A 25,836-nucleotide genomic window follows, 5' to 3' on the forward strand; every position below is an offset into this window, starting at 1 on the left:
GTGATGGTCATCGACGCCCCTTCCGCGCAGCATGGGGACTTCTGGTCCCCCGGCGGAAGGCTAAGCCAAAGCCGGTGGTCGCAACAGGGGGCGACCATGCGGTTCGACGTGAATCATGCCCCGGTCACCCGTCCCGGTGCTGCTGGTGCCGGTTGGCGGTGTCCGTGGATGAATCCGCCGTGACGGTCCCATCTGTCGGATCACTGACCCTTGCGCCCCCCGCCGTCGCAGGGGTGTTGGGCTGCTGGGCAGGGAACTTGTCCGGCAGCCGGCGCAGCCGGGCGTTCATGTTGCGGATCAACAGCACGGTCGCGGTGCCCAGCACCAGGATGAGGAACAGGCCCATCGGCCCGGCCAGGCCACCGGTCCGAGTGTCCCCGAAGTTGTTCTGCGCGAGCACCTGGACGGCGGTCAGCATGGATTTCCTCCGAAATGCGGTGTCCGACCAGGGTAACCGGCCGCCGGGTCAGCGGGCATGCGCCGTCTGCCGTACGCCTGCGAAGAGGTCCGACTCGGGCAGTGGGCTGTCGACCAGGGACCGGGCCAGTTGGAAGTCCTCCGTCGGCCAGGCGCGTCGCTGCAGCTCCATCGGCACCTGGAACCAGAAACCGTCCGGGTCGACCTGGGTGGCGTGGGCCCGCAGCGCGTCATCCCGGACCGGGAAGTACTCGGCGCAGTCCACCCGGGTGGTGATCCGGGGACCCTTGTCGGGGCGGTCCTCCCAGCGGGTCAGCCACTCCGCGTACGGGGACTCGGCCCCGGTGGCCAGGATGGCCTCGTGCAGCGCCAGGATCTTGCCCTTGGAGAACCCGATGTCGTAGTAGAGCTTCAGGGGCTGCCACGGCTCACCCAGCTCGGGATAGCGCCCCGCGTCGCCTGCCGCCTCGAAGGCCGCCACGCTGATCTTGTGGCACATGATGTGGTCGGGGTGCGGGTAGCCGCCGTCCTCGTCGTAGGTGGTGACGACGTGCGGCCGGAACTGACGCATCAGGCGTACCAGTGGGGCGGCGGCCACCTCGACATCCTGGAGGGCGAAGCAGCCCTCGGGCAGCGGGGGCAGGGGGTCGCCCTCGGGCAGGCCCGAGTCGACGAAGCCCAGCCAGGCCTGCTCGACCCCGAGGATGGCCCGAGCCGCGTCCATCTCGGCTCGCCGGATGTCGGCGATGTTGGCCCACACCTCCGGTCGGTCCAGCTTGGGGTTGAGCACACTGCCGCGCTCCCCGCCGGTACACGTCACGACAAGCACGTCCACACCCTCGGCGACGTACTTCGCCATGGTGGCGGCGCCCTTGCTCGACTCGTCGTCGGGATGTGCGTGGACGGCCATGAGTCGAAGTTGCTCTGCCAACGTCGGCGCTCCTCGTCTCTGCCCAGCGGTTGACCCCCGGGGCCATCGTGGCCTGCCGGATTTCCTGCCCGTCGCGGTACCGTCCCGCGCCGGCCTGTCATATTTGACACCAGCCATCATTGGCGCCGGGCAGCGAGAGACCGAGCATCCCAGAGGACCGGGCGCCCAGCGGTGCGGGTACCCGCACCACCGAGTCGGGCAGGAAGGACGGACCTCCGCCATTCTTGCCCATACCGCCGACACAAACGCCAGGAGATACCCGCCGGTGACCGAGACGCACGCCACAATTCCACCGGGCGCGCCGGTGTTCCCCCCCGGCCGGTACGGACGCCGCCGTGAGCCCCGCCGTCGCCGGCCCCTGCTGACCGCGCTGCTGCTGGTCGTCCTGGTGGCCGCGCTCACCGCGGTCTCCGTCCGGCTCTACCGGCAGTACGGTGACCCCGCCTACGACGCCCAGGTGATCACCTACACGGACATCACGGACAGCCAGGTGGTCATCGACTTCCGGGTGAACCTGCCGGAAGGCGGATCGGCGGTGTGCCTGCTGCGGGCCCGGGACAACGCCGGTGCCGAGGTGGCCCGGGAGGAGATCCCGGTCAGCGCGGCCCAGGGGGAACGACAGGTCACCGTTCGGCATCGACTGACCACCAGCGCACGCCCCTTCATCGGCGAGGTCGTCCGTTGCCGACCCCCGGCCTGAGCCCGCTGCCCTGGTCTGAGGCCGCCGGCCGCACGGTGGGTAGCCGCCGCCCCGCCAGGCGGACGTGATCACCGACACTCCTTGTCGTACGACACTGGTAACTTAAAGGTTCACCTGTCAGCCAGCACGCACAACCGAGGAGGACCGCCTGTGTCCAATGGCAACAAGGCGCCCGCCACCTGGCTGTCCCAGGACGCGTACGACCGCCTGAAGGCCGAGCTCGACGAGTTGATCGCCAACCGGCCGATCATCGCCGCCGAGATCAACGCCCGGCGCGAGGAAGGCGACCTGCGCGAGAACGGCGGCTACCACGCCGCCCGTGAGGAGCAGGGCAAGGCTGAGGGGCGCATCCTCTACCTGAAGGAACTGCTCCGCACGGCCCAGGTCGGTGAGGCGCCGACCGTCGACGCCGTGGCGCCCGGGATGGTCGTGACGATCTACTTCGACGACGACGCCGATGACACGGAGACATTCCTGCTCGGCTCACGCGAGATCGCCTCGACCACCGACCTCACGGTCTACAGCCCGGAGTCGGCGCTCGGCCAGGCGATCCTGGGCGGCAAGGCCGGCCAGACCTGCACCTACACCGCACCCAGCGGTGCGGACATCAAGGTGACCGTGGTCAGTTTCGAGCCGTTCTCCGGCTGACTCAGCCGCCCGCGCTGGTTTGGCGACCGGCGTCGTGACCGCTGGCACCCGCGCCCCGGAGGCGTGACACCGGAAGGTGTCAGGCCTCCGGGGCCATGGTCACCTGATAGCCGCTGGCCCGCAGGGCACTGATCAGGGTGTCGGAGTGCTCGACCCCCCGGGTCTCCACCGACAACGCCACCTCGACCTCGCCGAGACTCAGGTGCGGGTGGGCCCGCTGGTGTACGACATCGACCACGTTGGCCCGGTGCTCGGCGATCTCACCCAACAACGAGGCGAGCTGTCCCGGCCGGTCCGAGCAGCGCACCGTGATCCGCAGATAACGGCCGGCTGCCGCCAGGCCGTGCTCGATGACCCGCAGCATCAGCAGCGGATCGATGTTGCCACCGGAGAGCACGGCCACCACCGGGGCCTGCACCTGGACGACACCGGCCAACAGGGCGGCCACCCCCACCGCGCCGGCCGGTTCCACCACCTGCTTGCCGCGCTCCAGCAGCATCAGCAGCGCCCGGGAGATGTCCTCCTCGGTCACGGTGACGACCTCGTCGACGAGTTTGCGTACGTGAGCGAAGGTGATCTCGCCCGGCCGGCCCACCGCGATGCCGTCGGCGATGGTGGCGAAGGCAGGCAGGCGGACCGGCTCGCCGGCCAGCAGGGACGGCGGGAAGGCGGCGGCACCGGCGGCCTGCACACCGATCACCCGTACCTGCGGGCGCAGCGCCTTGGCCACCACCGCCATGCCGGAGATCAGTCCACCGCCGCCGATCCCGGTGACGATCGTCTCCACCTCGGGGCACTGCTCCAGGATCTCCAGGGCCACCGTGCCCTGCCCGGCGATGACGTCCGGGTGGTCGAACGGATGGATCAGCACCGCGCCGGTTCGTTCCGCGTACGCCTGCGCCGCGACCAGGGACTCGTCGACGTTGGCCCCGGCCAGCTCGACCTGGGCGCCGTACCCCTTGGTGGCCGCGACCTTCGGCAGCGGCGCGTTCACCGGCATGAAGACCGTGGCCTGGGTGCCGACCAGCCCGGCGGCCAGGGCCACTCCCTGGGCGTGGTTGCCGGCGCTCGCCGCCACCACACCCCGGGCACGTTCCTGCGCCGACAGCCGCGAGATCCGCACGTAGGCCCCCCGGACCTTGTACGACCCGGCCCGTTGCAGGTTCTCGCACTTCAGCCAGGTCGGCCCGCCGAGCGCGGCGCTCAGCGGACGGGACGGCTCCAGCGGGGTGGTGCGGGTGACCCCGGCGATCAGTTCCCGCGCGGCCCGCACATCGTCCAGGGTGACCAGTTCCGTCATGCCCCCGATCGTGCCACCCGTCCCACCGGATACCGGGGTCGGCTGGCGCGTGATCGACTCCGTTACGCCGTAGTGGCGGTGTCCCACCGCCCCGCACCCCGCCATTGCGCCGAAACGGCGGGCCTCACCGCCAGGACCGACCCGCTACGCGCTGGCCGCGGCCCCCGTGCCGACCCGGGGGTACCCGGGGGCGTGCCGGGACCAGGGGGCCTCCATCTCGAACTGGCCGGCGACGCCGAGCAGCAGCAGCTCCGAGCCGGGTGGGCCGACCAGTTGCACGGCCAGCGGCAACCCGTCCGGGCGACGGCCCACCGGCACCACCAGAGCGGGCAGGCCGGCCACGTTCCAGGGCGCGGCGTACGGGGCGTACCGGATGCTGGTCAGCATGTTGGCCTGCCAGGAACGGGCCGACCAGCTGGTGGCCGGCGGCGGCGCGGAAGCCAGCGCCGGGGTGAGCAGCAGGTCCACGGAGTGGTCGGTGAAGAAGCCGATGGAGCGTTCCCGCCAGGCCACCCGGTCGGCCTCCCGGACGTACCCCCGTCGCCAGGCCCAATCGCCGAGGGCGACATGCCGGCGGCTGCGGGGTTGCAGGCTGCGCCGGTCGACTGCGGCGGCCCGCACGTCAGCGGCGGCCGCGGCGAACCAGGTGGCGATGCCCTGCAACCCCAGGGCGGTCGGATAGACCGGGTCGGCGGGGACGGTGTCGTGACCGGCGGCGGCCAGCAGCCGCCCGGCGGCGGCGACCGCCTCCCGGTTCGGGGCGTCGGGCGAGACACCCCGCACCGGTGAGCGCAGCGAGACACCGACCCGCAGCCGCTGCGGTGGTACCAGCTTCTGCTGGGCGCGTCCGGCCAGCACCTGGAAGCCGACCGCCGCGTCGGCGACCGTGGTGCTGAGCATGCCGTGCTCGGTCAGCCCGAACCAGTCCTCCGCGCCGAGTTGGCAGGGCACCACCCCACGGCCGGGCTTCAGGCCGACCAGACCACAGCAGGCCGCCGGGATCCGGATCGAACCGAGCCCGTCGTTGCCGTGGGCGATCGGCACCAGCCCGGCCGCCACGGCCGCCGCCGCGCCGCCGGAGGAGCCGCCGGGGGTACGGGCCAGGTCCCAGGGGTTGCGGGTGACCGCGGTGTCGTCGTCGGTCACCGCCCACAGGCCCAGCTCGGGCATCCGGGTCACCCCGAGGATCACCGCCCCGGCACCACGTAGCCGGCGGACCACCTCGTGGTCGGCCTCGGCGACGGAGGTACGCATCGCGGCGGAGCCGTTCCAGGTGGGCATCCCGGCCACCGGGGTGTTCTCCTTGACCGCCACCGGCACCCCGGCCAGCGGCAGGTTGGCCAGGTCCTCCTGCTCGTCGACCTTCTCCGCCTCGGTGACCGCCTCCCCGCCGCGCACGGTACGGAACGCGGCGAGGTCGGTGTCGGCCTTGGCGATGTGGTCCAGGTGGTCGGCCAGGACCTGGGTGGCCGAGACATCTCCCCGGCGTACCCCCCGGGCGATCTGTTTGGCGGTCGCCCCCACCCAGGTCGGCATGATGTCCTGCACGGCCACCCTCCCCAGCCAGCGGTCAGCCCAGCGCCTGCTCCAGATCGGCGAGCAGGTCTTCGACCGTCTCGATGCCGACAGACAGTCGCACGAGATCGCCGGGAACTTCAAGCGGCGAGCCCGCAGCACTCGCGTGTGTCATCCGGCCCGGGTGCTCGATCAGGGATTCCACCCCGCCGAGCGACTCGGCGAGCACGAAAAGCTTCGCCCGGTTGCAGATCTCGACGGCGTGTTCCTCGCCCCCGGCGGCCCGGAAGGAGATCATTCCGCCGAACCGGCGCATCTGCTTGGCCGCCACCTCGTGGCCGGGGTGGCTGGGCAGCCCCGGGTAGAGCACCTGAGCGACCTTGGCGTGCCCCTCCAGGTACCCGGCGATCCGCTCGGCGTTGTCGCAGTGCCGGTCCATCCGTACCCCGAGGGTCTTGATCCCGCGCAGGGTCAGCCAGGCGTCGAACGGGCCGTTGACCGCGCCCATCGCGTTCTGGTGGTAGCGCAGTTCCTCCCCGAGGGCGGGGTCGGCCGCCACCAGGGCACCCCCGACCACATCGGAGTGTCCCCCGATGTACTTGGTGGTGGAGTGCACCACCACGTCGGCGCCGAGGGCGATCGGCTGTTGCAGGTACGGCGAGGCGAAGGTGTTGTCGACCACCAGCAGCGCCCCGGCATCGTGCGCCACCCCGGCGAGGGTGGCGATGTCGGCGATGCCGAGCAGCGGGTTGGTCGGGGTCTCCAACCAGACGATCTTGGTGCTGCCCGGCCGGATCGCGGCCCGCACGGCGTCCGGGTCGGAGACCTTCGCCGGGGTGTACGACAGCCCCCACCGCTCGGCCACCTTGGCGAAGAGCCGGTAGGTGCCGCCGTAGGCGTCGTCGGGGATGACCACGTGGTCACCGGGGACGCAGACGGTACGCAGCAGGGCGTCCTCGGCGGCCAGGCCGCTGGCGAAGGCCAGCCCGACCGGTCCGCCCTCCAGCGCGGCCAGGCACTCCTGGAGGGCGTCACGGGTCGGGTTGCCGGAACGGCTGTATTCGTAGCCCTGCCGGGGTGCTCCGACGGCGTCCTGGGCGTAGGTGCTGGTCTGGTAGATCGGTGGGATCACCGCGCCGGTGCGGGCCTCCGGGTCCTGGCCGGCGTGGATGGCGAGCGTGTCAAAACCGTGACTCATGCCCGGAACGTTAGTCCTCCGGTCCGTCCCAACGGACGGAACCTGTCACCCGGGCGGTCGTATCGATCATGGTGAGGCTTTGTCACCATGCGGGGGAACCCCCGACGGGATCCTGCCCGGCCGGCGGCCGTACCCCCGAGGAGATCCCATGGCTCGTGTGCCGCGCCGCCGCCTCCTGGCTGCGGCGGCCGTCTGTGTCCTGACCACGGCCGGTGGACTGCTGGCACCGCCGGGTCCGGCGTTCGCGGCCGAGAAGTTCGCCCCGGCTCCCGGTGCCGGGGTGGCCGACAGTTGGATAGTGGTGCTGCGCGGTGACGCCACCCGCGACGTCGACGGCAGCGCACGCTCGCTGCTGCGCCGACACCCCGGCGCGCTGGCCGCCAGTTACCGGTCCGCGCTGCCGGGCTTCGCGGTACGGATGTCCACCGCGGACGCCCGTCGGCTCAGCCAGGAGCCGCAGGTGGCGTACGTGGCCCAAGACTCACTGCTGCTCCCGCAGACCACGCAGATCAACCCGCCATGGCACCTCGACGCCCTCGACCAGCACGGCGGCGCGTTCAACGGCTCGTACACCTTCGACATGGCCGGCCAGGGCGTGCACGCCTACGTGATGGACAGCGGGATGCGGCACACCCACACGGACTTCGGCGGCCGGGCCACCGGGGACGTCAACTTCGTGCCGCAGGGCATCGACCGGTGGGGCACCGGCGACTGCGCCGGGCACGGCACGCAGGTGGCCGGCGTGATCGGCGGCCAGGTGCACGGGGTGGCGAAGGGGGTGCGCCTGCACACCGTCCGGGTGGGTGGCTGCACCCCCGGGCAGGTCGCCTGGGCCATCTCCGCGCTCGACTGGATCGTCCGCAACGCGGTCCGGCCGGCGGTGGTGAACATGAGCCTGGCGACGACCGCGAACCAGGCCCTCGACGACGCCGTCAACGCGGTGCTCACCGCCGGCATCCCGGTGGTCGCCTCCGCCGGTAACCACGGGCAGAACGCCTGCGGCTTCTCCCCCGCCCGGGTGCCGGACGTGATCACCGTGGGTATGGTGCACGCCCTGCGGGACCGGCTGCCCAACTCGAACTTCGGCCCGTGTGTGGACCTGTTCTCCTTCGGCGAGCAGATCCGCACCGTCACCGCGGCCAGCGACACCTCCACCACCACCGGATTCGGCGGCACCTCGGCGGCGGCCCCCATCGTCACCGGCGCGGTGGCCCGCTACCTGGAACGCTTCCCCACCGCGTCGCCCCGGACCGTCGCCGCGCGGCTGGCCGACGAGGCCACCCGGGACCGGATCACCGACCCGGCCGGCTCCCCCAACCTGGTGCTGTACGTCGACCCGGGCGGGCCGGGCAACGACGGCTTCTCGGGACGGTACGCCGACGTCAACGGCGACGGCCGCGACGACATCGTCAGCTTCACCCGGGGGACCTCCGCCGACGTGCACGTGGCGCTCTCCAACGGTGCCAGCTTCGGCGCGGCCACCCGCTGGCACACGTACTTCGGCGCCGGGCAGGAGATCCCGATGCTCGCCGACGTCAACGGCGACGGCCGCGATGATCTGATCACCTTCACCCGGGGCGACGCGGCGGACGTCTACGTCGCCCTCTCCACCGGCACCTCGTTCGGGCCCTCTCAGCACTGGCACACCTGGTTCGCCGCCTTCAAGGAGACCCCGGTGGTCGGTGACTTCAACGGTGACGGGCGGGCCGACATCGCGACCTTCGTCCGGCAGAACGACCGGGACGTCTACGTCGCCCTCTCCAACGGCACCCAGTTCGTCGGCACCGGCGTGCTCTGGCACGACAACTTCGTCGGCGACGACGACCTCCCGCTGGTCGGAGACGTCAACGGGGACGGCCGGGACGACATCATCGCGCTCGACCGGTTCACCGGTACGGCGGCGAGCGTCGGCCTCTCCACCGGCAGCGGTTTCGTGCTGTCGCACCGGTGGCTCGACTACTTCCTCACCCTCGGCAGCAGCGAGGTGCCGCTGGTGGGCGACTTCGACGGCGACGGACGCGACGATCTGGCCGCAGTCAACCTCAACGGGCAGTACGCCGACGTGGCCCTCTCCGGCGGCAACCGTTTCCTGCCGCGTACCCGCTGGGCCTGGACCTTCCCGGGCGGCGGCGCGATCCCCGGGGCCGGTGACTTCACCGGCGACGGGCGGACCGACCTGGTCGCCTTCAGCCGGGGGACGACGGCCCACGTGCATGTGGTCCGGTCGAGCAACGGGGGCTACTTCACCGACCTGCGCCGCTGGCACGACAACTTCGCCGGGGGCACCGCCATCCCGATGCCCGCCAGCCTGTGGTGAGCCACGGGACCGGAGAGTTGCCCTAGCCTGGGGCGATGGCGGGCTGCGTGTTCTGCGGGATCGTGGCGGGCGAGGTGCCCGCCTTCCGGGTCGTGGAAGAACCGGCCGGGATCGCCTTCCTGGACACCCGGCCGGTGTTCAAGGGGCATGTGCTGGTGGTGCCCCGTACCCACCTGGTCACCCTGGCCGACCTGCCGCCGGAGTCACTGGCCGACTACTTCGGGCTGGTCCGGCGGCTGGCCGTCGCGGTCGAGGCCGGGCTGGGTGCGGGCGGCACCTTCGTGGCGATGAACAACAGGGTGTCCCAGTCCGTGCCGCACCTGCACACCCACGTGGTGCCCCGGACCAAGGGTGACGGCCTACGCGGCTTCTTCTGGCCACGCACCCGCTACGCCGACGACACCGAGGCCACCTCGTACGCCGAGCGGATCCACGCCGCCCTGCCCTGACGGCCCCGTACCCGAAATTGTTCGTTCAGGTTGTTTCCCCACTGCCGAACAAATTCGAATTTGTTCGGTACAGTTAAATCCGCCCTGACGAACAAAATCTTGGAGTCACCGTGCCAGGCCCAGGACGCCCGAGCCGCGCCGAGGTTCACCGTCGGATGGAGGAGGCGGTCCAGGAGTTGCGGGACCAGTTCGGCGGCCTTCCCCGCCCCGGCGAGGCTGCCGACATCTGGTCCGACATCTGGCACCAGGAGGCCCACAACAGCACCGCGATCGAGGGCAACACCCTGATCTTGCACGAGGTCGAGAAGCTCCTCGACGAAGGCCGGGCGATCGGCGCCAAACCGCTGCGCGACTACATGGAGGTCCAGGGCTATGCGGAGGCCGCGAAGTGGGTCTACGGCCAGGCGCTGGAGCCTGGCGATTGGCAGGACGGCTCCCTCGTGTCGATGCAGGAGATCCGACACATCCACTACCTGGCCATGACCCCGGTGTGGACCGTGGCACCGCATCCACACGCCATCGACGCCGAGGCCCCGGGCAACTTCCGGCAGCACGAAATCGCCAGATTCCCTGGCGGCATGAAGCCCCCGCCCTGGCCTGAGGTGGATTCCCTCCTCCGGAGCTGGGTGGACACCGCCGAGACACTGCGCACCGAAAGTGAGGTGCCACTCGCGGAGCGCTTGGGCGTGATTCATCACCGCTTCGAGGTCATTCATCCGTTCCTGGACGGCAACGGCCGCGCGGGACGGCTGGTCCTGAGCCTTCTGCTCGGCCGGCTCGGCTATCCGCCAGCCATCATCTACAAGCGCGACCGCAGCCGGTACCTGACTGCCTTGCAGCGAGCCGACCAGGGTGACCCGGGTGCCCTGGGGGAGTTGATCGCCCGCAGCGTCACCGGGAACATCCACCGCTTCCTGATACCGGCCGCTGCGGATTCGGCGCACCTCGTGCCACTGCCGGCTCTCGCCACGAGTGAACTGTCGGAAGCCGCCCTTCGGGTTGCGGCGAGCCGTGGACGCCTGCGGGCGGTCAAGGGGGACGACGGTGCCTGGCGGAGCAGCCGGAGCTGGGTGCAGGAGTACGCGCGGACCCGGTGGCGGCGGGGGCGGGCCTGACCGTTGGCGGGGCGGGTAAGGAAGTGGGGTCCGCCGGTGTTGCAGGCGGGGAAGGTACGAAAGGAGTCCCACCGTGTTCCTCCGCCGCATGAAGGCCGAGATGATCTCCCCCGACCAGGCCCTGCCCGGCCGTTTCATAGCGATGCCGGTCGCCGACCGGCACGAGGTGCTCGGCACCCCGCTGAAGGGTCCGTTCCCCGAGGGTTTGCAGGTGGCGGTGTTCGGGATGGGCTGTTTCTGGGGCGCCGAGAGGTTGTTCTGGGTCCTGCCGGGCGTTTACACCACCTCGGTCGGTTACGCGGGTGGCTACACCCCGAATCCGACCTACGAGGAGGTCTGCTCCGGGATGACCGGGCACGCCGAGGTGGTCCAGGTGGTCTACGACCCGGCCCGGATCAGCTACGAGGACCTACTCAAGGTCTTCTGGGAGAACCACGATCCCACCCAGGGGATGCGCCAGGGCAACGATGTGGGCACCCAGTACCGCTCGACCATCTACGCCACCGACGACGACCAGTTGGCGACGGCCCAGGCCTCCCGGGACGCCTTCGCCCCGATCGTGGCCCGTGCCGGCAAGGGTGAGATCACCACTGAGATCGGTCGGCTGGGTGACTACTACCTGGCCGAGGATTACCACCAGCAGTATTTGGCTCCGACCAAGAACCCGAACGGCTACTGCAACCACGGACCGAACGGGCTGAGCTGCCCGGTCGGCGTGGCCCGGGTCAGCGAAGCGCACTGAGCGCGTCTCGCGACCTACGGGAGGGGGATCGTGACGTCACGATCCCCCTCCTCCCGCCACCACGAACGGTGCGTACCCACGGTCGATCGTGTCGACGGCCAGGTCCGAGAAGACCAGCGAGATGTTGTGGCCGTTCGTCTCGATAGTGGCCTCGTGGAACGGAAGACCGAGGAGCTGTGACCACCGCTGCGCGTCAGGCGAGTCGCGCAGAAGTTTCATTCCCGGGTACAGATCCTGCCACTTGACGCCCCACACGTAGCCGTCGAGATCGACGCCCTGTTCACAGTCGACGAGCCGCTCGTCCAGTGATCGCATCCAGACCTCGGGCGGCACGGCGGACGTGGACACGGCTCGGACGCAGTACTTGAACCGGTATCTGAGGTACTTCGGCGTGATTCCGGTGCGGGGGTCGGCGGTCGTGTAGACGAAGACGTCGTAGTCACGCATGTAGTCGGCGAAGCCGTGGAACACGATGGCTTGATCGAATACATCGTCGAACGCGGCCTGAATCTCGTCGATGTCCACGCCCGCATCATCGCAGCGGTCCTGAACGAGCCGGTGGGAGCCCTCGCTGGCGAACCGGGTCCCGCTGATCTTTGGGGCGTTCGTCACAGAGCCCCGGCCCCTCCCGACCGGGACATCCAGGCACGATTCGGCAGAGGACGCCCCAGGCCACGAACATGAGGCAGCCAGGGTTACGCGGGGCGCGGATTCTAGCAAGTCTGTTACATGACTGTCATTGTCTCAACAGGCAGACTGCAACATCCTCTGGCAGCATGTTTTGACATGTGCGGACTGGCTGGGGAATTCCGAACGGACGCGACCCGCGCCGATGTCGTCGCGGTGGAGCGGATGGCCGCCACGATGTGCGACCGCGGGCCCGACGGCAGCGGAGTGTGGTCCAACGGCCCGGTCGCGCTCGGTCATCGACGCCTGAAGATCATCGACTTGTCGGCGGCCAGCGGTCAGCCCATCGTGGATTCGACCACCGGGCTGTCTGCCGTCTTCAACGGCTGCATCTACAACTACCGTGAGCTGCGCGCCGAGCTGTCGGCCAAGGGCCACCGGTTCTTCTCGACCGGGGACAGCGAGGTAGTGGTCAAGGCGTACGCCGAGTGGGGGCTGGACTTCGTCGACCACCTGATCGGGATGTTCGCCGTGGCGATCACCGAGCGGGACAACGGGCGCCTGGTGCTGGCCCGGGACCGGCTCGGCATCAAGCCGCTCTACCTGGCCGAATCCTCCGGGGTGGTGCGGTTCGCCAGCACCCTGCCGGCCCTGCTGGCCGGCGGCGACGTGGACACCACGATCGATTCGGTGGCCCTGGCGCACTATCTCAGCTTCCACAGCATCGTGCCGCCGCCGCGCACCATCCTGCGCGGGGTCCGCAAGCTGCCGCCGGCCACCGTCCGGGTGTACGAGGCCGACGGCCGCAGCCACGAGCGGGTCTACTGGAACCCGCCCTTCCTGCGTCGGGCCGAGCACGCCGACTGGTCGGAGAAGGACTGGCAGGACGCCCTGCTCGAATCCCTGACCACCGCCGTACGCCGCCGGATGGTGGCCGACGTGCCGGTCGGTGTGCTGCTCTCCGGTGGTCTGGACTCCAGCCTGGTGGTCGCGCTGCTGGCCGGTGAGGGGCAGCGAGGGCTGTCCACCTTCTCCATCGGCTTCGACGCCGTCGGCGGCCGGGAGGGCGACGAGTTCCGCTACTCCGACACCGTCGCCAAGACCTTCGACACCGACCACCACCAGATCCGGGTGGCCGCCCGGGATCTGGTGCCGCCCCTGGAGGCCGCCGTGTCGGCCATGGGCGAACCCATGGTCAGCCACGACTGTGTGGCGTTCTACCTGCTCAGTCAGGAGGTGTCCCGGCACGTCAAGGTGGTGCAGTCCGGCCAGGGCGCCGACGAGATCCTCGGTGGCTACCACTGGTATCCGCCGCTGGCGCGGGTCGACCGCGAGCAGGCCCTGGACACGTACGCCCGGGCCTTCTTCGACCGTGACGGAGCCGGGCTGGCCCAGGTGCTCAACCCCGACTGGCTGGCCGAGGGTGACCCGGCGCGGGAGTTCGTCGCCGCGCACCTGTCCGCCCCCGGCGCGCAGACCGCGGTCGACGCCGGCCTGCGCATCGACACCCAGATCATGCTGACCGACGACCCGGTCAAGCGGGTCGACAACATGACCATGGCGCACGGGCTGGAGGCCCGGGTGCCCTTCCTGGATCACGAGTTCGTGGAACTGGCCGCCGCCTGCCCGCCCGAGCTGAAGCTCGCCCAGGGCGGCAAGGGGGTCCTCAAGGAGATCGGTCGCCGGGTGCTGCCGCACGAGGTGATCGACCGGCCGAAGGGGTACTTCCCGGTGCCGGGGCTGACCCACCTGGAGGGCAAGCTCCTCGACCGGGTACGTGACGCGCTGTACGCGCCCGAGGCCCGCCGCCGCGACCTGTTCCGCACCGATTACGTCAACGCCCTGCTCGACGCCCCCAACGCCGAACTGACCCCGTTGAACGGAAACAAGCTGTGGCAACTCGGACTCCTGGAAATGTGGCTCCAGAGCCACGGAATCGACTGACCGTGACCGACACACTGGCCACCGGAACGGCTCGGGCCGATCGGGGCCGGGGACGGCGGTACGAGCGGGTCGGGCCGGGCGGCGACCCGGTCGCCGTGGCCGCCGGCAACGACCCCGGCGAGGACGAGGAGGGACCGCCCGGCGACGACGGCGTCCTGCTCGACTGCGGCTGGGGGCGGCTGGTCTTCGGCCAGACCTTCCACGATCAGGCCGCCGTCGCCGCCGTGCTGCGCTCCGAGGCGGCCGGTGCCCGGGACATCTGCATCTACCTGCGGGATCCGCATGTGCTGGTCTCCCGGCTGCCGGATGAGTTGTTCATCGACCCCTCGCTGACCTACCGGCTGCCGCTGCCCGGCTCCCGACCGGAGGCCACCGAGGAGAGCGGCGCCGTCGAGGTCCGCCCCCTCCCGGACGGCGCACCGGAGCTGCCCGGGGTACGCATCCGACTGCTGCGCGACGCCGCCGACGCGGACGCGGTCAACCGGATCTACGCGGCCAACGGCATGGTCACCGCACCGGTCGAGGTGCTGGTGGACAACGCCGCCACCGACCGCTTCCTGCACCTGGTGGCGGAGGCGACGACCGGCGAGATCGTCGGCACCATCACCGGTGTCGATCATGTCGCGGTCTTCGACGATCCGGACAACGGCGCCAGCCTGTGGTGCCTGACTGTCGACTTCAACCAGGCCCCGCCGGGCACCGGGCAGGCCCTGATCACCGAGTTGGCCGCCCAGCTGGTCGCCCGGGGTCGGGCGTACGTGGACCTGTCGGTGCTGGCCGAGAACGTCGGGGCGATCCGGCTCTACGAGCGGCTCGGCTTCTACCGCACCTCGACTCTCTGCGTGAAGCGCAAGAACCCGATCAACGAACGGCTGTTCCTGCCGGCCATGCCGCCCGGGTACGACCAGCTCAACCCGTACGCGCGGATCGTCGCCGACGAGGCCATGCGGCGGGGCATCCGGGTGGAGGTGACCGACCCGCAGTGGGGTGAGCTGCGGCTGTCCACGGGTGGCCGGACGATCCTCACCCGGGAGTCGCTGTCCGAGTTGACCTCGGCGGTGGCGATGAGCCGCTGCGACGACAAGCGGGTCACCCGGCGGATCCTGGCCGAGGCCGGGCTCAGCGTGCCGCGCGGACGCACCGCCAGCGGGGACGCCGCCGACGTCGAGTTCCTGGCCGAGGTGGGCGAGCTGGTCGTCAAGCCGGCCCGGGGCGAGCAGGGCAACGGCATCACCGTGGGGGTCAGGACCCCGGAGGCCCTGGCCGCCGCGATCGAGCTGGCCGCCCGCTACTGCACGGAGGTGCTGCTGGAGGAGTTGTGCAGCGGTGAGGACCTCCGGGTGGTCATGATCGATCATGAGGTGGTCGCCGCCGCCGTACGCCGTCCGGCCTCCGTCACCGGTGACGGGGTGCACGACATCGCCGAGCTGATCGAGCGGCAGAGCCGCCGCCGGGCCGCCGCCACCGGCGGGGAGTCCCGCATCCCGCTGGACGACATCACCCGCGACGTGGTCGCCGAGGCCGGGTACGAGCTGCACGACATCCTGCCCGAGGGGCAGGTGCTGGCCGTACGCCGCACCGCGAACCTGCACACCGGCGGCACCATCCACGACGTCACCAGCGAGCTGCACCCGGTGATCGCCGAGGCGTGCGTGGCCGCCAGCCGGGCCCTGGACATCCCGGTCACCGGCCTGGACCTGCTGACCCCGGCCCCGGATCAACCCGAGCACGTCTTCATCGAGGCCAACGAGCGGCCCGGGTTGGCCAACCACGAGCCGCAGCCCACCGCGGAACGATTCGTGGATCTCCTCTTTCCCGGGACGCGGGCACCGCAACGGCTGTGGACTCCGGCCGGTGCGGCACCATCGGGGGCATGACCGTACGCAAGACCATTCCGCTCCCCCTCGACTTGGACTACCTGCACCAGGTGCTGCTCGAACTGCTGGACATTCCCAGCCCTTCGGGGCGTACCGACCATGTGCAGCAGTACGTCGGTGAGCGTCTGTCGGCGCTCGGCATCCCGTCGACGCTTACCCGCCGAGGGGCGCTGAGCGCCTGCCTGCCCGGTCCTCGGGAGCACGGGGCGGACCGGGCGATCGTGGTGCACACCGACACCATCGGCGGGATGGTCAAGCGGCTCAAGGAGAACGGTCGGCTGGAACTCAAGCCGATCGGTACGCACAGCGCCCGGTTCGCCGAGGGGACCCACGTCCGGATCTTCACCGACGACCTGGAACGGGTGATCACCGGTCAGGTGCTCCCCCTGAAGGCCAGCGGCCACCGCTACAACGAGGCCGTCGACGAGCAGGGCATCGGCTGGGAGCAGGTCGAGGTACGCGTCGACGAGCCGGTGGAGGACATCGAGGGCCTGCGGGCGCTCGGCATCGACGCGGGCGACTTCGTGGCGTTCCTGCCCAACCCGACCGTCACCCCCAGCGGGTACGTCAAGTCCCGCCACCTGGACGACAAGGCCGGGGTGGCCGCGGTGCTCACCGCGATCAAGGCGATGGTCGACGCGGGGGTGCGGCCGGCCGTCACCGCGCACCTGCTGATCACGGTGACCGAGGAGATCGGCCACGGCGCCTCGCACGGCCTGGACCCGGACGTCGCCGAGATCGTCTCGGTCGACGCCGCAGTGGTCGCCCCCGGGCAGCAGTCCCGGGAGGACGCCGCCACCCTGGCCATGGGGGACGGGGTGGGCCCCTTCGACTACCACCTGACCCGCAACCTGGCCGCCATCGCCCGGGAGCACGAGGTGGACCTGGTCCGCGACGTCTTCGACTACTACCGCTCGGACGTGGCGGCGGCGGTGGAGGCCGGGGCGCACGCCCGGGTGGCCCTGCTCGGCTTCGGCGTCGACGCCACCCACGGTCACGAACGCACCCACCTGGAGGGGCTGCGGCAACTGGCCCAACTGCTCTGTCTCTACCTCCAGAGCGACCTGGTCTTCCCCGAGTGGGACGCCGAGCCGGAGGGGGACCTGGCGAACTTCCCCTCCCTGTCGGTGCAGCCGGCAAACGAGGACGGCCCCCGCGAGGGCCCGATCGGCATCGCCCCCGGCGCGTGAGGTGGCCCGGCATTCCCGACCGGCGTGTGATCGAAATCCGTTGCCGCCGACCCCGGCCGTGGATAACGTGACGGGTACACGGGAAAGGAGGTGGTCCAGACTTGTATAGCAATCGGACTCGTGAGGTGGCTGTCCGCTAGCCGCTGTCCTCGACAGTGACCGTCTGATCCCAGGCGGGCAGTAAGAAGTCGTCGAGACCGTGTGGCAGCGGTGCGGCGAATCCACGACAAGCCACCCGACCCCCGGGGTGCCGACCCAGTCCAGTCGGCCCGCCTCAGCGCGGAAGCCCCGGGGGTCGCTTCATGTCAGCGGAGGCCAGGGTGTCCATGCGTGAGCTGGTGGTGCTCGGTACGGCCAGCCAGGCCCCGACCCGGGCCCGCAACCACAACGGGTACGTGCTGCGCTGGGACGACGAGGTGATCCTCTTCGACCCGGGTGAGGGCAGCCAGCGGCAACTGCTGCACACCACGGTCACCGCCACCGACCTGACCCGGATCTGCATCACCCACTTCCACGGCGACCACTGTCTCGGTCTGCCCGGCACCATCCAGCGGCTCTCCCTGGACCGGGTCTCCCGGCCGGTGGCGGTGCACTTCCCGGCCGAGGGTGCGGAATACTTCGCCCGGTTGCGGCACGCCAGTTCCTTCTACGAGACCGCCGAGCTTGCGGTGACACCGATCGAGGCGGACGGGCAGCGCATCGCGTTGCGTTGCGGCACCCTGGAGGCCCGCCGGCTGCGGCACCCGATCGACACGTACGGCTATCGGCTGGTGGAACCGGACGGCTGCCGGATGCTGCCGGAGCGGCTGGCCGCGTACGGCATCGGTGGGCCGGCCGTCGGCGAGTTGCAGCGCGTCGGCCACCTGGACCTCGACGGGCGACGCGTCACCCGCGACGAGGTGAGCGTGCCGCGACCCGGGCAGCGGTTCGCCTTCGTGATGGACACCGGCCTCTGCGACGGGGTGTACGCGCTGGCCGAGCACGCCGACCTGCTGGTGATCGAGGCGACCTTCCTGGAGTCGGAGGCGGCCCTGGCCGCCGAGGTCGGGCACCTGACCGCCGCTCAGGCCGCCCGGGTGGCCGCCGAGTCGGGGGTACGCCGTCTCGTGCTCACCCACTTCTCCCAGCGGTACCCCGACCTGCGCCGCTTCGCCGAGGAGGCCCGCGCCCACTTCGACGGCGACCTGGTGATCGCCGAGGATCTGACCACCGTGCAGGTCCCGCCCCGGCGGGTACCCTCGGCCGGGTGACTGTCACGCTGCGTGCCGCTACCGCTGACGACATCGCGGCGGTGGGACGGCTCCACCAGCGTTCCCGGGTCGCCGCGTACTCGTCGATCCTGCCGCCGGAGGCACTGGCCGACCCGACCCCGGAGGCGTTGGCCGAGTACTGGACGCTCCGGTGGAGCTATGAGCGGACCGACCACCGGATGACCGTGGCCGAGCGGGACGGCATCCTGGTCGGCTTCAGTTACCTCGGGCCGGACGACGAGGGCGCCCCGGACACCGGCCTGCTCAACGCCCTCCACCTGGAGCCGGCAGAGCTTGGTCGGGGCATCGGTCGGGTCTTGATGATCGACGCGCTGGCCACCATGGGAAGGCGCGGTTGGCGTCGCGCGGTGCTCTGGGTGCTGCGCGACAACGCGCACGCCCGCCGCTTCTACGAGCGCGGCGGCTGGCAGCCGACCGGGGCGGAGCGCGACGAATCGATCGGCAACATCAGCGTCCGGCAACTGCGCTACACCCGCGCTTTGGGGTAAGGAAGGGCCCCTTATTAACGCCTACGGTAGAGCAAGGGCCCCCTGTTAACAGCCGATCTAGCGACGTTAACAAGGGGCCCCTGCTATGCATGAGGCGTTAAAAGGGGGCCCTTCCTTTCACCTCAGCGGGCGCCGAGGTGGACGAGCAGGTCCTGGCGGGTGAGGACGCCCTTGGGCTTGCCGTCGATCAGCACCAGGGCGGCGTCGGACTTCTCCAGCAGGTTGACGGCCTCGCTGACCGGCTGGCCACCGCCGACCATCGGCAGCGGCGGGGCCATGTGCCGCTCGATCGTGTCGTGCAGCTGAGCCTGACCGGTGAACAGGGCGTCGAGCAGGTCCCGCTCGGCGATCGAGCCGGCCACCTCGCCGGTCACCACCGGGGGCTCGGCCTTGAGCACCGGCAACTGCGAGACGCCGTACTCCCGCATGTAGTCGACCGCGTCCCGGACCGTCTCGGTCGGGTGGACGTGCACCAGCTCAGGCAGGCCGCCCGGCTTGCCGGCCAGCGCCTCGGCCACGGTCGGCTCGGAGCCGGAGTTGTCGAGGAAGCCGTACCGGGCCATCCAGGTGTCGTTGAAGATCTTGGAGAGGTAGCCCCGGCCGCCGTCCGGCAGCAGCACCACGATCACGGCGTCCGGGCCGGCGGAACGAGCCACCTCCAGCGCGGCCACCGCCGCCATCCCGCAGGAGCCACCGACCAGCAGCCCCTCCTCGCGGGCCAGCCGCCGGGTCATCTCGAAGGACTGCTTGTCCGAGACCTCGATGATCTGGTCGGCCACGCTGCGGTCGTAGGTCTCCGGCCAGAAGTCCTCGCCGACCCCCTCGACCAGGTACGGCCGGCCGGTGCCCCCGGAGTAGACCGAGCCCTCCGGGTCCGCGCCGATGACCTTCACCGTCCCGCCCGAGGCCTCCTTGAGGTACCGGCCGATGCCGGAGATGGTGCCGCCGGTGCCGACCCCGGCCACGAAGTGGGTGATCCGCCCCTCGGTCTGCTTCCACAGCTCCGGGCCGGTCACCTCGTAGTGCGAACGGGGGTTGGCCGGGTTGGCGTACTGGTTGGGCTTCCAGGCGCCCGGGATCTCGCGGGCCAGCCGGTCGGAGACGTTGTAGTACGAGCGGGGGTCCTCCGGCGCCACTGCGGTCGGGCAGACCACCACCTCGGCGCCGTACGCCCGCAGCACGTCCTGCTTGTCCTGGCTGACCTTGTCGGGGCAGACGAAGACACACTTGTAGCCCCTGAGCTGGGCCACCAGGGCCAGTCCGACCCCGGTGTTGCCACTGGTCGGCTCGACGATGGTGCCACCGGGCTTGAGGATGCCGGCCGCCTCGGCGTCCTCCACCATGCGCAGCGCGATCCGGTCCTTCACCGACCCGCCGGGGTTGAGGTACTCCACCTTCGCCAACACGGTGGCCTGGATGCCCTCGGCCACGTTGCGCAGCCGTACCAGCGGGGTGTTGCCGATCAGCTCGACGACGTTGTCGTAGTACTGCACCTCGTTGTGCCCTTCTCCTTCGACGCCGGCGCCGCAGGCCTGGCGGGGATGTCTGACGTGAAATTCCCGCGCCAAGGGTACGTCGGTCAGGGCACCACGTGGCCGGGGACCACGGTGCTGGTGCGAGCCTCCCATTCCAGGAAGCGCTCGGTCTCGGCGAGCACGGCCCCGGCCAGCCAGGTGACCATCACCGCGTCGTCGATCAACCCGAACACCGTCAGGAACAACTCCGGGACCGCGTCGACCGGGGAGACGATGTACGCCGTCGCCGCCGTCATCATGGCCAACCTCAGGCCCCCGTCGTACCGGCCACGGGCGGTGGCGGCGATCATCCGGGGCAACGCGCCGACCCGCGCGCCGAGCGACGGTCCACCCCGGGCACCAGCGGTCAGCGCCCGGCCCAGGGCCACGAAGGCGGCACCCCGCTTCAACGTCCTTGCCATCGTCGTGCTCCTCTCCAGGTGCAGCGTGACGCCTGCACGCAACACCCTGCCATCAAATACCCAGACGGGTCGGAATCCAGGCACCGGGGTGCGGTCGCGAGCACCGCAGAAGGTCGTACCGCCGCGCTAATGTCGCTGTATGGGGCCCGTTGGTTCTGTCGTACCCGAACGTCCGCGTTGGCCGGGCGCCTGGCGGGTGGCCCGGGTGGCCGCGCTCGGCACCGGTGCCACCGCGGCGGCTGCGGCAGCGGCTACCGGCGTGCTGCTCGGGCAGGCCCGCCGGGCTCGCCGCATCATTCCGATGGCCGAGGCACCGCCACCACGCTGTGACGGGGTCTACGGGGCCAAGTTTCCCGGTCCGGCGCTCACCATGGTCGTGCTCGGCGACTCCATCGCCGCCGGTTACGGCGTGCACCGCCGCCGGGAGACCCCCGGTGCCCTGCTGGCCACCGGTCTGTCCCGACGCCTCCAGCGCCCCGTACGCCTGCACCGCTTCGCGGTGGTCGGTGCCATCTCCGCCGGCCTCAAGTTCCAGGTCGAGGCGGCTCTGGAGTGCGAGCCGGATGTCGCCGTCATCCTGATCGGTGGCAACGACGTGACGAACCGTGCCCCCCTCGGTCTGGCCGTGCGACACCTCGTCGAAGGGGTCCGGGCACTGCGCACGGCCGGCGCCGAGGTGGTCGTCGGCACCTGCCCTGACCTGGGCACGATCCGTCCCATCAAGCCACCCCTGCGCTGGCTGGCCCGCCGGTGGAGCCGACAGCTCGCCGCCGCCCAGACCGTGGCCGTGGTCTCGGCCGGTGGTTGGACGGTCTCCCTCGGTGACCTGCTGGGGCCACGCTTCACCGCCGAGCCGGGGCGAATGTTCGCCTGGGACCGGTTCCATCCCTCCGCGGAGGGGTACGCCGTGGCCGCCGCCGCCATCCTGCCCACCGTGCTCGCCGCACTCGGTCACGGAGCGGAACGCAGGCCTTCGCCAACCCGCGTCGAAGGCGTACGGTCGTTGCCGAGGGCCGCTCACGAAGCGGCGAGGCATCCGGGCACGGAGGTCAGCGGCACGCAGGTTCGTGGCAGTGAGAGCGGTCCCGGTGGCCGCTGGGCGCAACTGCGTCGCCGAGGGCTGTTCGGTATCGGTGCGATGTCATCGCCGACCGGTGCCGACTCACCCGCAGTGGAGGAATTCAGATGATCGACCGGACGAGGCTCGCGTTCACCAGGGCTACCCGGGCTGGGGCAGCGCGATGACCAGCAACGTACCCGGGGGCCGGGTAGCCGGCTGGCTGGCCCGTACGGCCGCAGCCTCGCTGCTCGCCGGGACCCTGGGCGGCGCGGCGGTGCTCGCCGGTCAGGCCGTGGTGGCCCGCAGCCGCCGCTACGCCCAACCCGAACTGGGGCTCGCCCTGCGGGCCACGGTCGGCCGTGTCGACGCCCCGCCGCTGCGGCTGGTGCTGCTCGGTGACTCCTCCGCTGTGGGGGTCGGTGTCGACCGTCTCGGCGACACCATCGGCGGGCAGTTGGCCGAGTTGCTGGCGGAGGGTCCGGCCGGACGCCGGGTGCGGCTGTCCAGTGTCGGTGTCTCCGGGTCGCGCTCCACCGACCTGGCAACCCAGGTGGCCCGGGCGTTGCTCGGCGAGCAGCCGGATGTGGCGGTCGTCCTGATCGGAGCGAACGACGCCACCACCCTGCGCAGGCCGTCGGATGCCGCCGCCTACCTGGGTGCGGCCGTGCACCGGCTCCGCCAGGCCGGGGTGGAGGTCGTCGTCGGCACCTGCCCGGACCTCGGCGCGGTACCGGCCATCGCCCCACCCCTGCGCCAGGTCGTCGGCTGGGTCGGCCGCCAGGTCGGCCGGGCACAGATCAAGGCGGTCCTCGACGCCGGGGGTACGGTGGTCGACCTGGCCGCCGAGACCGGGCAGGTGTTCCGCGCCGACGTCGGCACCTTCTGCCACGACGGCTATCACCCCTCCGCCGACGGCTACCGGGTCTGGGCCCACGCCCTGCTGCCGGCGGTGGCCGCCGCAGCGGCCGTCACCCAACGCCGCTGACCCTCGCTGGCGACTTCCACACAAGTTACTCGCGGGTTAACGTTGGGTCATGCCGATTGAGTCGCCACGCGATGCCGTGATCGTCGCCACCACCCGCTCGCCCATCGGTCGGGCCCACAAGGGGTCCCTCCGTAATGTTCGTCCGGACGACCTCGCCGCCACCATCGTGCAGGCCGCCCTGGACAAGATCCCCCAGCTCGACCGGCAGGAGATCGACGACCTCTACCTGGGTTGCGGCCTGCCCGGCGGCGAGCAGGGCTTCAACATGGCGCGGGTGGTCGCCGTCCTGATGGGCCTCGACCGCCTGCCGGGTGCGACCCTGACCCGGTACTGCGCCTCCTCCCTCCAGACCACCCGGATGGCGATGCACGCGATCCGGGCCGGCGAGGGGGACGTGTTCATCTCCGCCGGCGTCGAGGCCGTCTCCCGGTACGCCCGGGGTAGCTCTGACGGCCTGCCCCCGGAGGCGCAGGCCCTGCTGGGCCGCTGGGAGAACCCCCGCTTCGCCGAGGCCCACCAGCGTTCCAAGGCCCGCTCCGAGGCCGAGGCCCCGGTCTGGACCGACCCTCGCGAAGAGGGCGCCCTCCCGGACGTCTACCTCGCCATGGGGCAGACCGCAGAAAACCTGGCCCAGGTGTACGACATCTCCCGCGCGGACATGGACGCCTTCGGTGTGCGCAGCCAGAACCTGGCCGAGAAGGCGATCGCGGACGGTCTCTGGGCCCGCGAGATCACCCCGGTGACCACCCCGGACGGCACGGTGGTCAGCACGGACGACGGACCGCGTGCCGGGGTGACCCTGGAGGCCGTCTCCGCCCTCAAGCCGGTCTTCCGGCCGGACGGTCGGATCACCGCCGGCAACTGCTGCCCGCTCAACGACGGCGCCGCCGCCGTGGTGATCATGAGCGCGCAGCGGGCGCAGGAGTTGGGCGTCACCCCGCTGGCCCGGATCATCTCCACCGGCGTCACCGCCCTGTCCCCGGAGATCATGGGGCTCGGCCCGGTCGAGGCGAGCCGGCAGGCGCTCAAGCGGGCCGGCATGACCATCGACGACGTGGACCTGGTCGAGATCAACGAGGCCTTCGCCGCCCAGGTCATCCCCTCGTACCGGCAGCTCGGGATCCCCGAGGAGAAGCTGAACGTGATGGGCGGGGCGATCGCCGTCGGCCACCCGTTCGGGATGACCGGCGCCCGGATCACCGGCACTCTGCTCAACGCCCTCCAGTGGCATGACAAGACCATCGGCCTGGAGACCATGTGCGTCGGCGGCGGACAGGGCATGGCCATGGTCCTGGAGCGCCTCAGCTAAGCGGCACGGCGACGGGCAGCAGGTTCCTCAGAGTGCGGCTCGGGTCGCGGCCACCTCGGCCGTGGCCCGAGCCAGCACCTCCTCGGACGGACCGGCGGCGAGCAGATCGGCCGCGACCACCCGCAATTGGTCGGCCAGAGCCAGGTCGTTGTCGAGCCGGGGCACGACCCGCCGTGGCTGCCCCGCCGTGTCGGCACCCAGGTCGGCGAGGTCCTGAATCAGTCGATGCACCAGATCGGCCCGGGACACGTTGCCGGTCGAGGCGGTAACCGACCACCGTCCCTGCTGCCAGTGCCCCACCTGACGCACCAGCAACTCCACACCCCGCCCCAACTCCACACCCCGCCCCAACTCCACATCCCGCACCCCCAAAACCCTACCCACCCCCTCCCCTCCCACCCGCACCCGTCGCACCCCCAGACCGCGTTGATCATGAGGTTGACGGCAGCGTGGAGATCAACGAGTGCGCCAACCTCATGATCAACGGGGCGGAGGGCGGAGGGCGGGGAGGGCGGGGTCCGGGGATGACGACGGCGCCCGTCCCCTGGGTGGGGGGCGGGCGCCGGTCGGTCGTTGGGCGCGGTGAGGTCAGTCGTCGCCCTGGAAGTAGCTCAGCAGTCGCAGCATCTCGATGTAGAGCCAGATCAGGCTGACCAGGATGCCGAACGCGGCCACCCAGGAGTAGCGCTGCGGCAGGCCCATCCGGACGCCGTCCTCGACCTCCTTGAAGCTGAGCACGAAGCTCAGCGAGGCGACCACGATGCAGATCAGGCTGAAGCCGATGGCCAGCGCGCCACCGTCACGCAGGCCGGTGTTGACGCCGAACAGCGACAGCACCAGGTTGATCATCATGACCGCGAACAGGCCGGCCATCACCGCGATCAGACCCTTGGTGAACTTCGGCGTGGCCCGGATGACCCGTGCCTTGTAGAGCATGGTCATCACGAAGAAGACACCGAAGGTCGCGACGACCGCCTGGATGACGATGCCGGGGTAACGCGCCTCGAAGAACTTACTGATCGCGCCGACGAGGACACCCTCGACGAGGGCGTACGCGACGATCAGCGCCGGGTTCGCCATCTTCGAGAACGAGATGATCAGGCCGAGCACCAGGCCGACGATGGCCGCGCCGATCCAGGCGACACCGAGCAGCGCGTCCGGCACCAGGGCCCAGGCCGCTGCGGCGGAGACACCGACGATGGCCAGGAGCATGACCGTCTTGACCACCACGTCGTCGATCGACATGGGGGTGACCGCCTGCGGCGCCGCGGGGAAGCCGGGCGCACCGGGGTAGCCCGCCTGCGGCGGGTACTGCTGGGGGTAACCAGGCTGTGGCGGGTAGCCGGGCTGCTGGGGGTAGCCGGCCTGCGGGTACTGCTGGGGGTAACCGGGCTGTCCGTACGGCCCGGTGGGGGCGTACCCGGCGGCACGCTCCCGCTCGGCCGCCTGGCCGAGCCGAGCGAGTACCGGGTTCGAAGTCTTCACTGTCTGGCCTCCCTAAGGGGGTCGTGGCACGTCAACGCGCCCTATAAGAGTAAACGGCCGAAACAGCCGGGTGGACGTCGGAAGGCTGAAGGAACGCTGAGAGTGCCCGGGGCGGGGGTCGAACCCGCACGCCTTTCGGCAGCCGCTTTTAAGGCGGCCGTGTCTGCCGTTCCACCACCCGGGCGGGTGACCCCGACGCGCCGGCACGCGCGGTGCAGTGCCACGGTAGCGGTTTCCCGGCCGGTGCGACGTCCCGTGTGCCGGCCGCCCCGGCCCGAACTCGCAACGACGCACGTCAACGCGCTGCGCCCTGCCGCAACGAGGCAGCACAG

Annotated in this window: 24 protein-coding genes and 1 tRNA gene; 14 read left to right on the forward strand and 11 right to left on the reverse strand. The window is 70.8% G+C overall.

What is annotated here, in order from left to right:
* Positions 1-124: 124 nt before the first annotated feature.
* Complete coding sequence (locus ACLQ2T_RS07865) at positions 125-418, reverse strand: hypothetical protein (protein ID WP_425765323.1); 294 nt, start codon at positions 416-418, stop codon at positions 125-127.
* 48 nt (positions 419-466) lie between these two features.
* Positions 467-1,348 carry a mycothiol conjugate amidase Mca gene (gene mca, locus ACLQ2T_RS07870; protein ID WP_425765324.1) on the reverse strand — a complete coding sequence of 294 codons (882 nt, stop codon included), beginning with the start codon at positions 1,346-1,348 and terminating at the stop codon, positions 467-469.
* A gap of 265 nt (positions 1,349-1,613) precedes the next feature.
* On the opposite strand from mca, the gene ACLQ2T_RS07875 reads away from it, so the two are divergent.
* Together ACLQ2T_RS07875 and greA are read left to right on the forward strand one after the other, a co-directional pair.
* Positions 1,614-2,048: a DUF4307 domain-containing protein gene (locus tag ACLQ2T_RS07875; RefSeq protein ID WP_425765325.1), complete on the forward strand. Its 435-nt coding sequence runs from the start codon at positions 1,614-1,616 to the stop codon at positions 2,046-2,048.
* Positions 2,049-2,198: 150 nt separating this feature from the next.
* Positions 2,199-2,696: a transcription elongation factor GreA gene (gene greA / locus ACLQ2T_RS07880; protein WP_425765326.1), complete on the forward strand. Its 498-nt coding sequence runs from the start codon at positions 2,199-2,201 to the stop codon at positions 2,694-2,696.
* Between the two features lie 79 nt (positions 2,697-2,775).
* Here greA and ilvA read toward each other — a convergent pair whose 3' ends face one another.
* The 3 genes from ilvA to ACLQ2T_RS07895 all read right to left on the reverse strand — a co-directional run bounded on the left by ilvA (position 2,776) and on the right by ACLQ2T_RS07895 (position 6,709).
* Complete coding sequence (gene ilvA / locus ACLQ2T_RS07885) at positions 2,776-3,996, reverse strand: threonine ammonia-lyase (protein ID WP_425765327.1); 1,221 nt, start codon at positions 3,994-3,996, stop codon at positions 2,776-2,778.
* A 144-nt stretch (positions 3,997-4,140) separates the two neighbouring features.
* Positions 4,141-5,550, reverse strand: coding sequence for an amidase (locus ACLQ2T_RS07890; protein ID WP_425765328.1), 1,410 nt, complete (start codon positions 5,548-5,550; stop codon positions 4,141-4,143).
* A gap of 16 nt (positions 5,551-5,566) precedes the next feature.
* Positions 5,567-6,709 carry a cystathionine gamma-synthase gene (locus ACLQ2T_RS07895; RefSeq protein ID WP_425765329.1) on the reverse strand — a complete coding sequence of 381 codons (1,143 nt, stop codon included), beginning with the start codon at positions 6,707-6,709 and terminating at the stop codon, positions 5,567-5,569.
* A gap of 148 nt (positions 6,710-6,857) precedes the next feature.
* Here ACLQ2T_RS07895 and ACLQ2T_RS07900 point away from each other — a divergent pair, with 148 nt between their 5' ends.
* The 4 genes from ACLQ2T_RS07900 (at position 6,858) to msrA (ending at position 11,332) form a co-directional block, all read left to right on the forward strand.
* Positions 6,858-9,026, forward strand: a complete 2,169-nt coding sequence (locus ACLQ2T_RS07900; RefSeq protein ID WP_425765330.1) for a S8 family serine peptidase — start codon at positions 6,858-6,860, stop codon at positions 9,024-9,026.
* 35 nt (positions 9,027-9,061) lie between these two features.
* On the forward strand, positions 9,062-9,475 hold the full coding sequence (locus ACLQ2T_RS07905; protein ID WP_425765331.1) for an HIT family protein: 414 nt from the start codon (positions 9,062-9,064) through the stop codon (positions 9,473-9,475).
* Between the two features lie 155 nt (positions 9,476-9,630).
* Positions 9,631-10,590, forward strand: coding sequence for a Fic family protein (locus tag ACLQ2T_RS07910; RefSeq protein ID WP_425765332.1), 960 nt, complete (start codon positions 9,631-9,633; stop codon positions 10,588-10,590).
* A 73-nt stretch (positions 10,591-10,663) separates the two neighbouring features.
* On the forward strand, positions 10,664-11,332 hold the full coding sequence (gene msrA / locus ACLQ2T_RS07915) for a peptide-methionine (S)-S-oxide reductase MsrA (protein ID WP_425765333.1): 669 nt from the start codon (positions 10,664-10,666) through the stop codon (positions 11,330-11,332).
* 36 nt (positions 11,333-11,368) lie between these two features.
* On the opposite strand, the gene ACLQ2T_RS07920 is transcribed toward msrA, so the two are convergent.
* Entirely contained in the window at positions 11,369-11,857 is a 489-nt protein-coding gene (locus ACLQ2T_RS07920) for a HalD/BesD family halogenase (protein ID WP_425765334.1), read from the reverse strand.
* A 261-nt stretch (positions 11,858-12,118) separates the two neighbouring features.
* Between ACLQ2T_RS07920 and ACLQ2T_RS07925 the strand changes: the two genes are divergently transcribed.
* From ACLQ2T_RS07925 to ACLQ2T_RS07945, 5 genes are all read left to right on the forward strand, one after another.
* Positions 12,119-13,903, forward strand: coding sequence for an N-acetylglutaminylglutamine amidotransferase (locus ACLQ2T_RS07925; protein WP_425765335.1), 1,785 nt, complete (start codon positions 12,119-12,121; stop codon positions 13,901-13,903).
* A gap of 2 nt (positions 13,904-13,905) precedes the next feature.
* Positions 13,906-15,780 carry an N-acetylglutaminylglutamine synthetase gene (gene ngg / locus ACLQ2T_RS07930; protein ID WP_425765336.1) on the forward strand — a complete coding sequence of 625 codons (1,875 nt, stop codon included), beginning with the start codon at positions 13,906-13,908 and terminating at the stop codon, positions 15,778-15,780.
* A complete protein-coding gene (locus ACLQ2T_RS07935; RefSeq protein ID WP_425765337.1) occupies positions 15,777-16,970 on the forward strand; it encodes an osmoprotectant NAGGN system M42 family peptidase in 1,194 nt (397 codons plus the stop codon). The genes ngg and ACLQ2T_RS07935 overlap by 4 nt, the downstream gene beginning before the upstream one ends.
* A 320-nt stretch (positions 16,971-17,290) precedes the next feature.
* Positions 17,291-18,220: a ribonuclease Z gene (locus ACLQ2T_RS07940; RefSeq protein WP_425765338.1), complete on the forward strand. Its 930-nt coding sequence runs from the start codon at positions 17,291-17,293 to the stop codon at positions 18,218-18,220.
* The gene (locus tag ACLQ2T_RS07945) at positions 18,217-18,729 is read left to right on the forward strand and encodes a GNAT family N-acetyltransferase (RefSeq protein WP_425765339.1); all 513 of its coding nucleotides are present in this window, start codon (positions 18,217-18,219) and stop codon (positions 18,727-18,729) included. The genes ACLQ2T_RS07940 and ACLQ2T_RS07945 overlap by 4 nt, the downstream gene beginning before the upstream one ends.
* Positions 18,730-18,851: 122 nt before the next feature.
* Here ACLQ2T_RS07945 and ACLQ2T_RS07950 read toward each other — a convergent pair whose 3' ends face one another.
* On the reverse strand, positions 18,852-20,222 hold the full coding sequence (locus ACLQ2T_RS07950) for a cystathionine beta-synthase (protein ID WP_425765340.1): 1,371 nt from the start codon (positions 20,220-20,222) through the stop codon (positions 18,852-18,854).
* A gap of 86 nt (positions 20,223-20,308) precedes the next feature.
* Positions 20,309-20,665, reverse strand: a complete 357-nt coding sequence (locus tag ACLQ2T_RS07955) for a YkvA family protein (RefSeq protein WP_425765341.1) — start codon at positions 20,663-20,665, stop codon at positions 20,309-20,311.
* Between the two features lie 139 nt (positions 20,666-20,804).
* On the opposite strand from ACLQ2T_RS07955, the gene ACLQ2T_RS07960 reads away from it, so the two are divergent.
* Genes ACLQ2T_RS07960 through ACLQ2T_RS07970 form a run of 3 tightly spaced genes read left to right on the forward strand, consistent with a single transcriptional unit; the run spans position 20,805 to position 24,019 of the window.
* On the forward strand, positions 20,805-21,854 hold the full coding sequence (locus tag ACLQ2T_RS07960) for an SGNH/GDSL hydrolase family protein (RefSeq protein ID WP_425765342.1): 1,050 nt from the start codon (positions 20,805-20,807) through the stop codon (positions 21,852-21,854).
* A gap of 52 nt (positions 21,855-21,906) precedes the next feature.
* Positions 21,907-22,710, forward strand: coding sequence for an SGNH/GDSL hydrolase family protein (locus tag ACLQ2T_RS07965; RefSeq protein WP_425765343.1), 804 nt, complete (start codon positions 21,907-21,909; stop codon positions 22,708-22,710).
* Positions 22,711-22,759: 49 nt separating this feature from the next.
* Positions 22,760-24,019, forward strand: coding sequence for an acetyl-CoA C-acetyltransferase (locus tag ACLQ2T_RS07970; RefSeq protein ID WP_425765344.1), 1,260 nt, complete (start codon positions 22,760-22,762; stop codon positions 24,017-24,019).
* 27 nt (positions 24,020-24,046) lie between these two features.
* Here the strand turns inward: ACLQ2T_RS07970 and ACLQ2T_RS07975 are convergent, their stop codons facing one another.
* The 3 genes from ACLQ2T_RS07975 to ACLQ2T_RS07985 form a co-directional block, all read right to left on the reverse strand.
* Positions 24,047-24,403, reverse strand: a complete 357-nt coding sequence (locus ACLQ2T_RS07975) for a hypothetical protein (protein ID WP_425765345.1) — start codon at positions 24,401-24,403, stop codon at positions 24,047-24,049.
* A gap of 204 nt (positions 24,404-24,607) precedes the next feature.
* Positions 24,608-25,504: a Bax inhibitor-1/YccA family protein gene (locus ACLQ2T_RS07980; protein ID WP_425765346.1), complete on the reverse strand. Its 897-nt coding sequence runs from the start codon at positions 25,502-25,504 to the stop codon at positions 24,608-24,610.
* Positions 25,505-25,607: 103 nt separating this feature from the next.
* Positions 25,608-25,688: transfer RNA gene (locus ACLQ2T_RS07985), tRNA-Leu, on the reverse strand.
* Between the last annotated feature and the right edge of the window lie 148 nt (positions 25,689-25,836).

The sequence above is a fragment of the Micromonospora sp. DT229 genome, assembly GCF_049844505.1.
Classification (GTDB): Bacteria; Actinomycetota; Actinomycetes; order Mycobacteriales; family Micromonosporaceae; genus Micromonospora.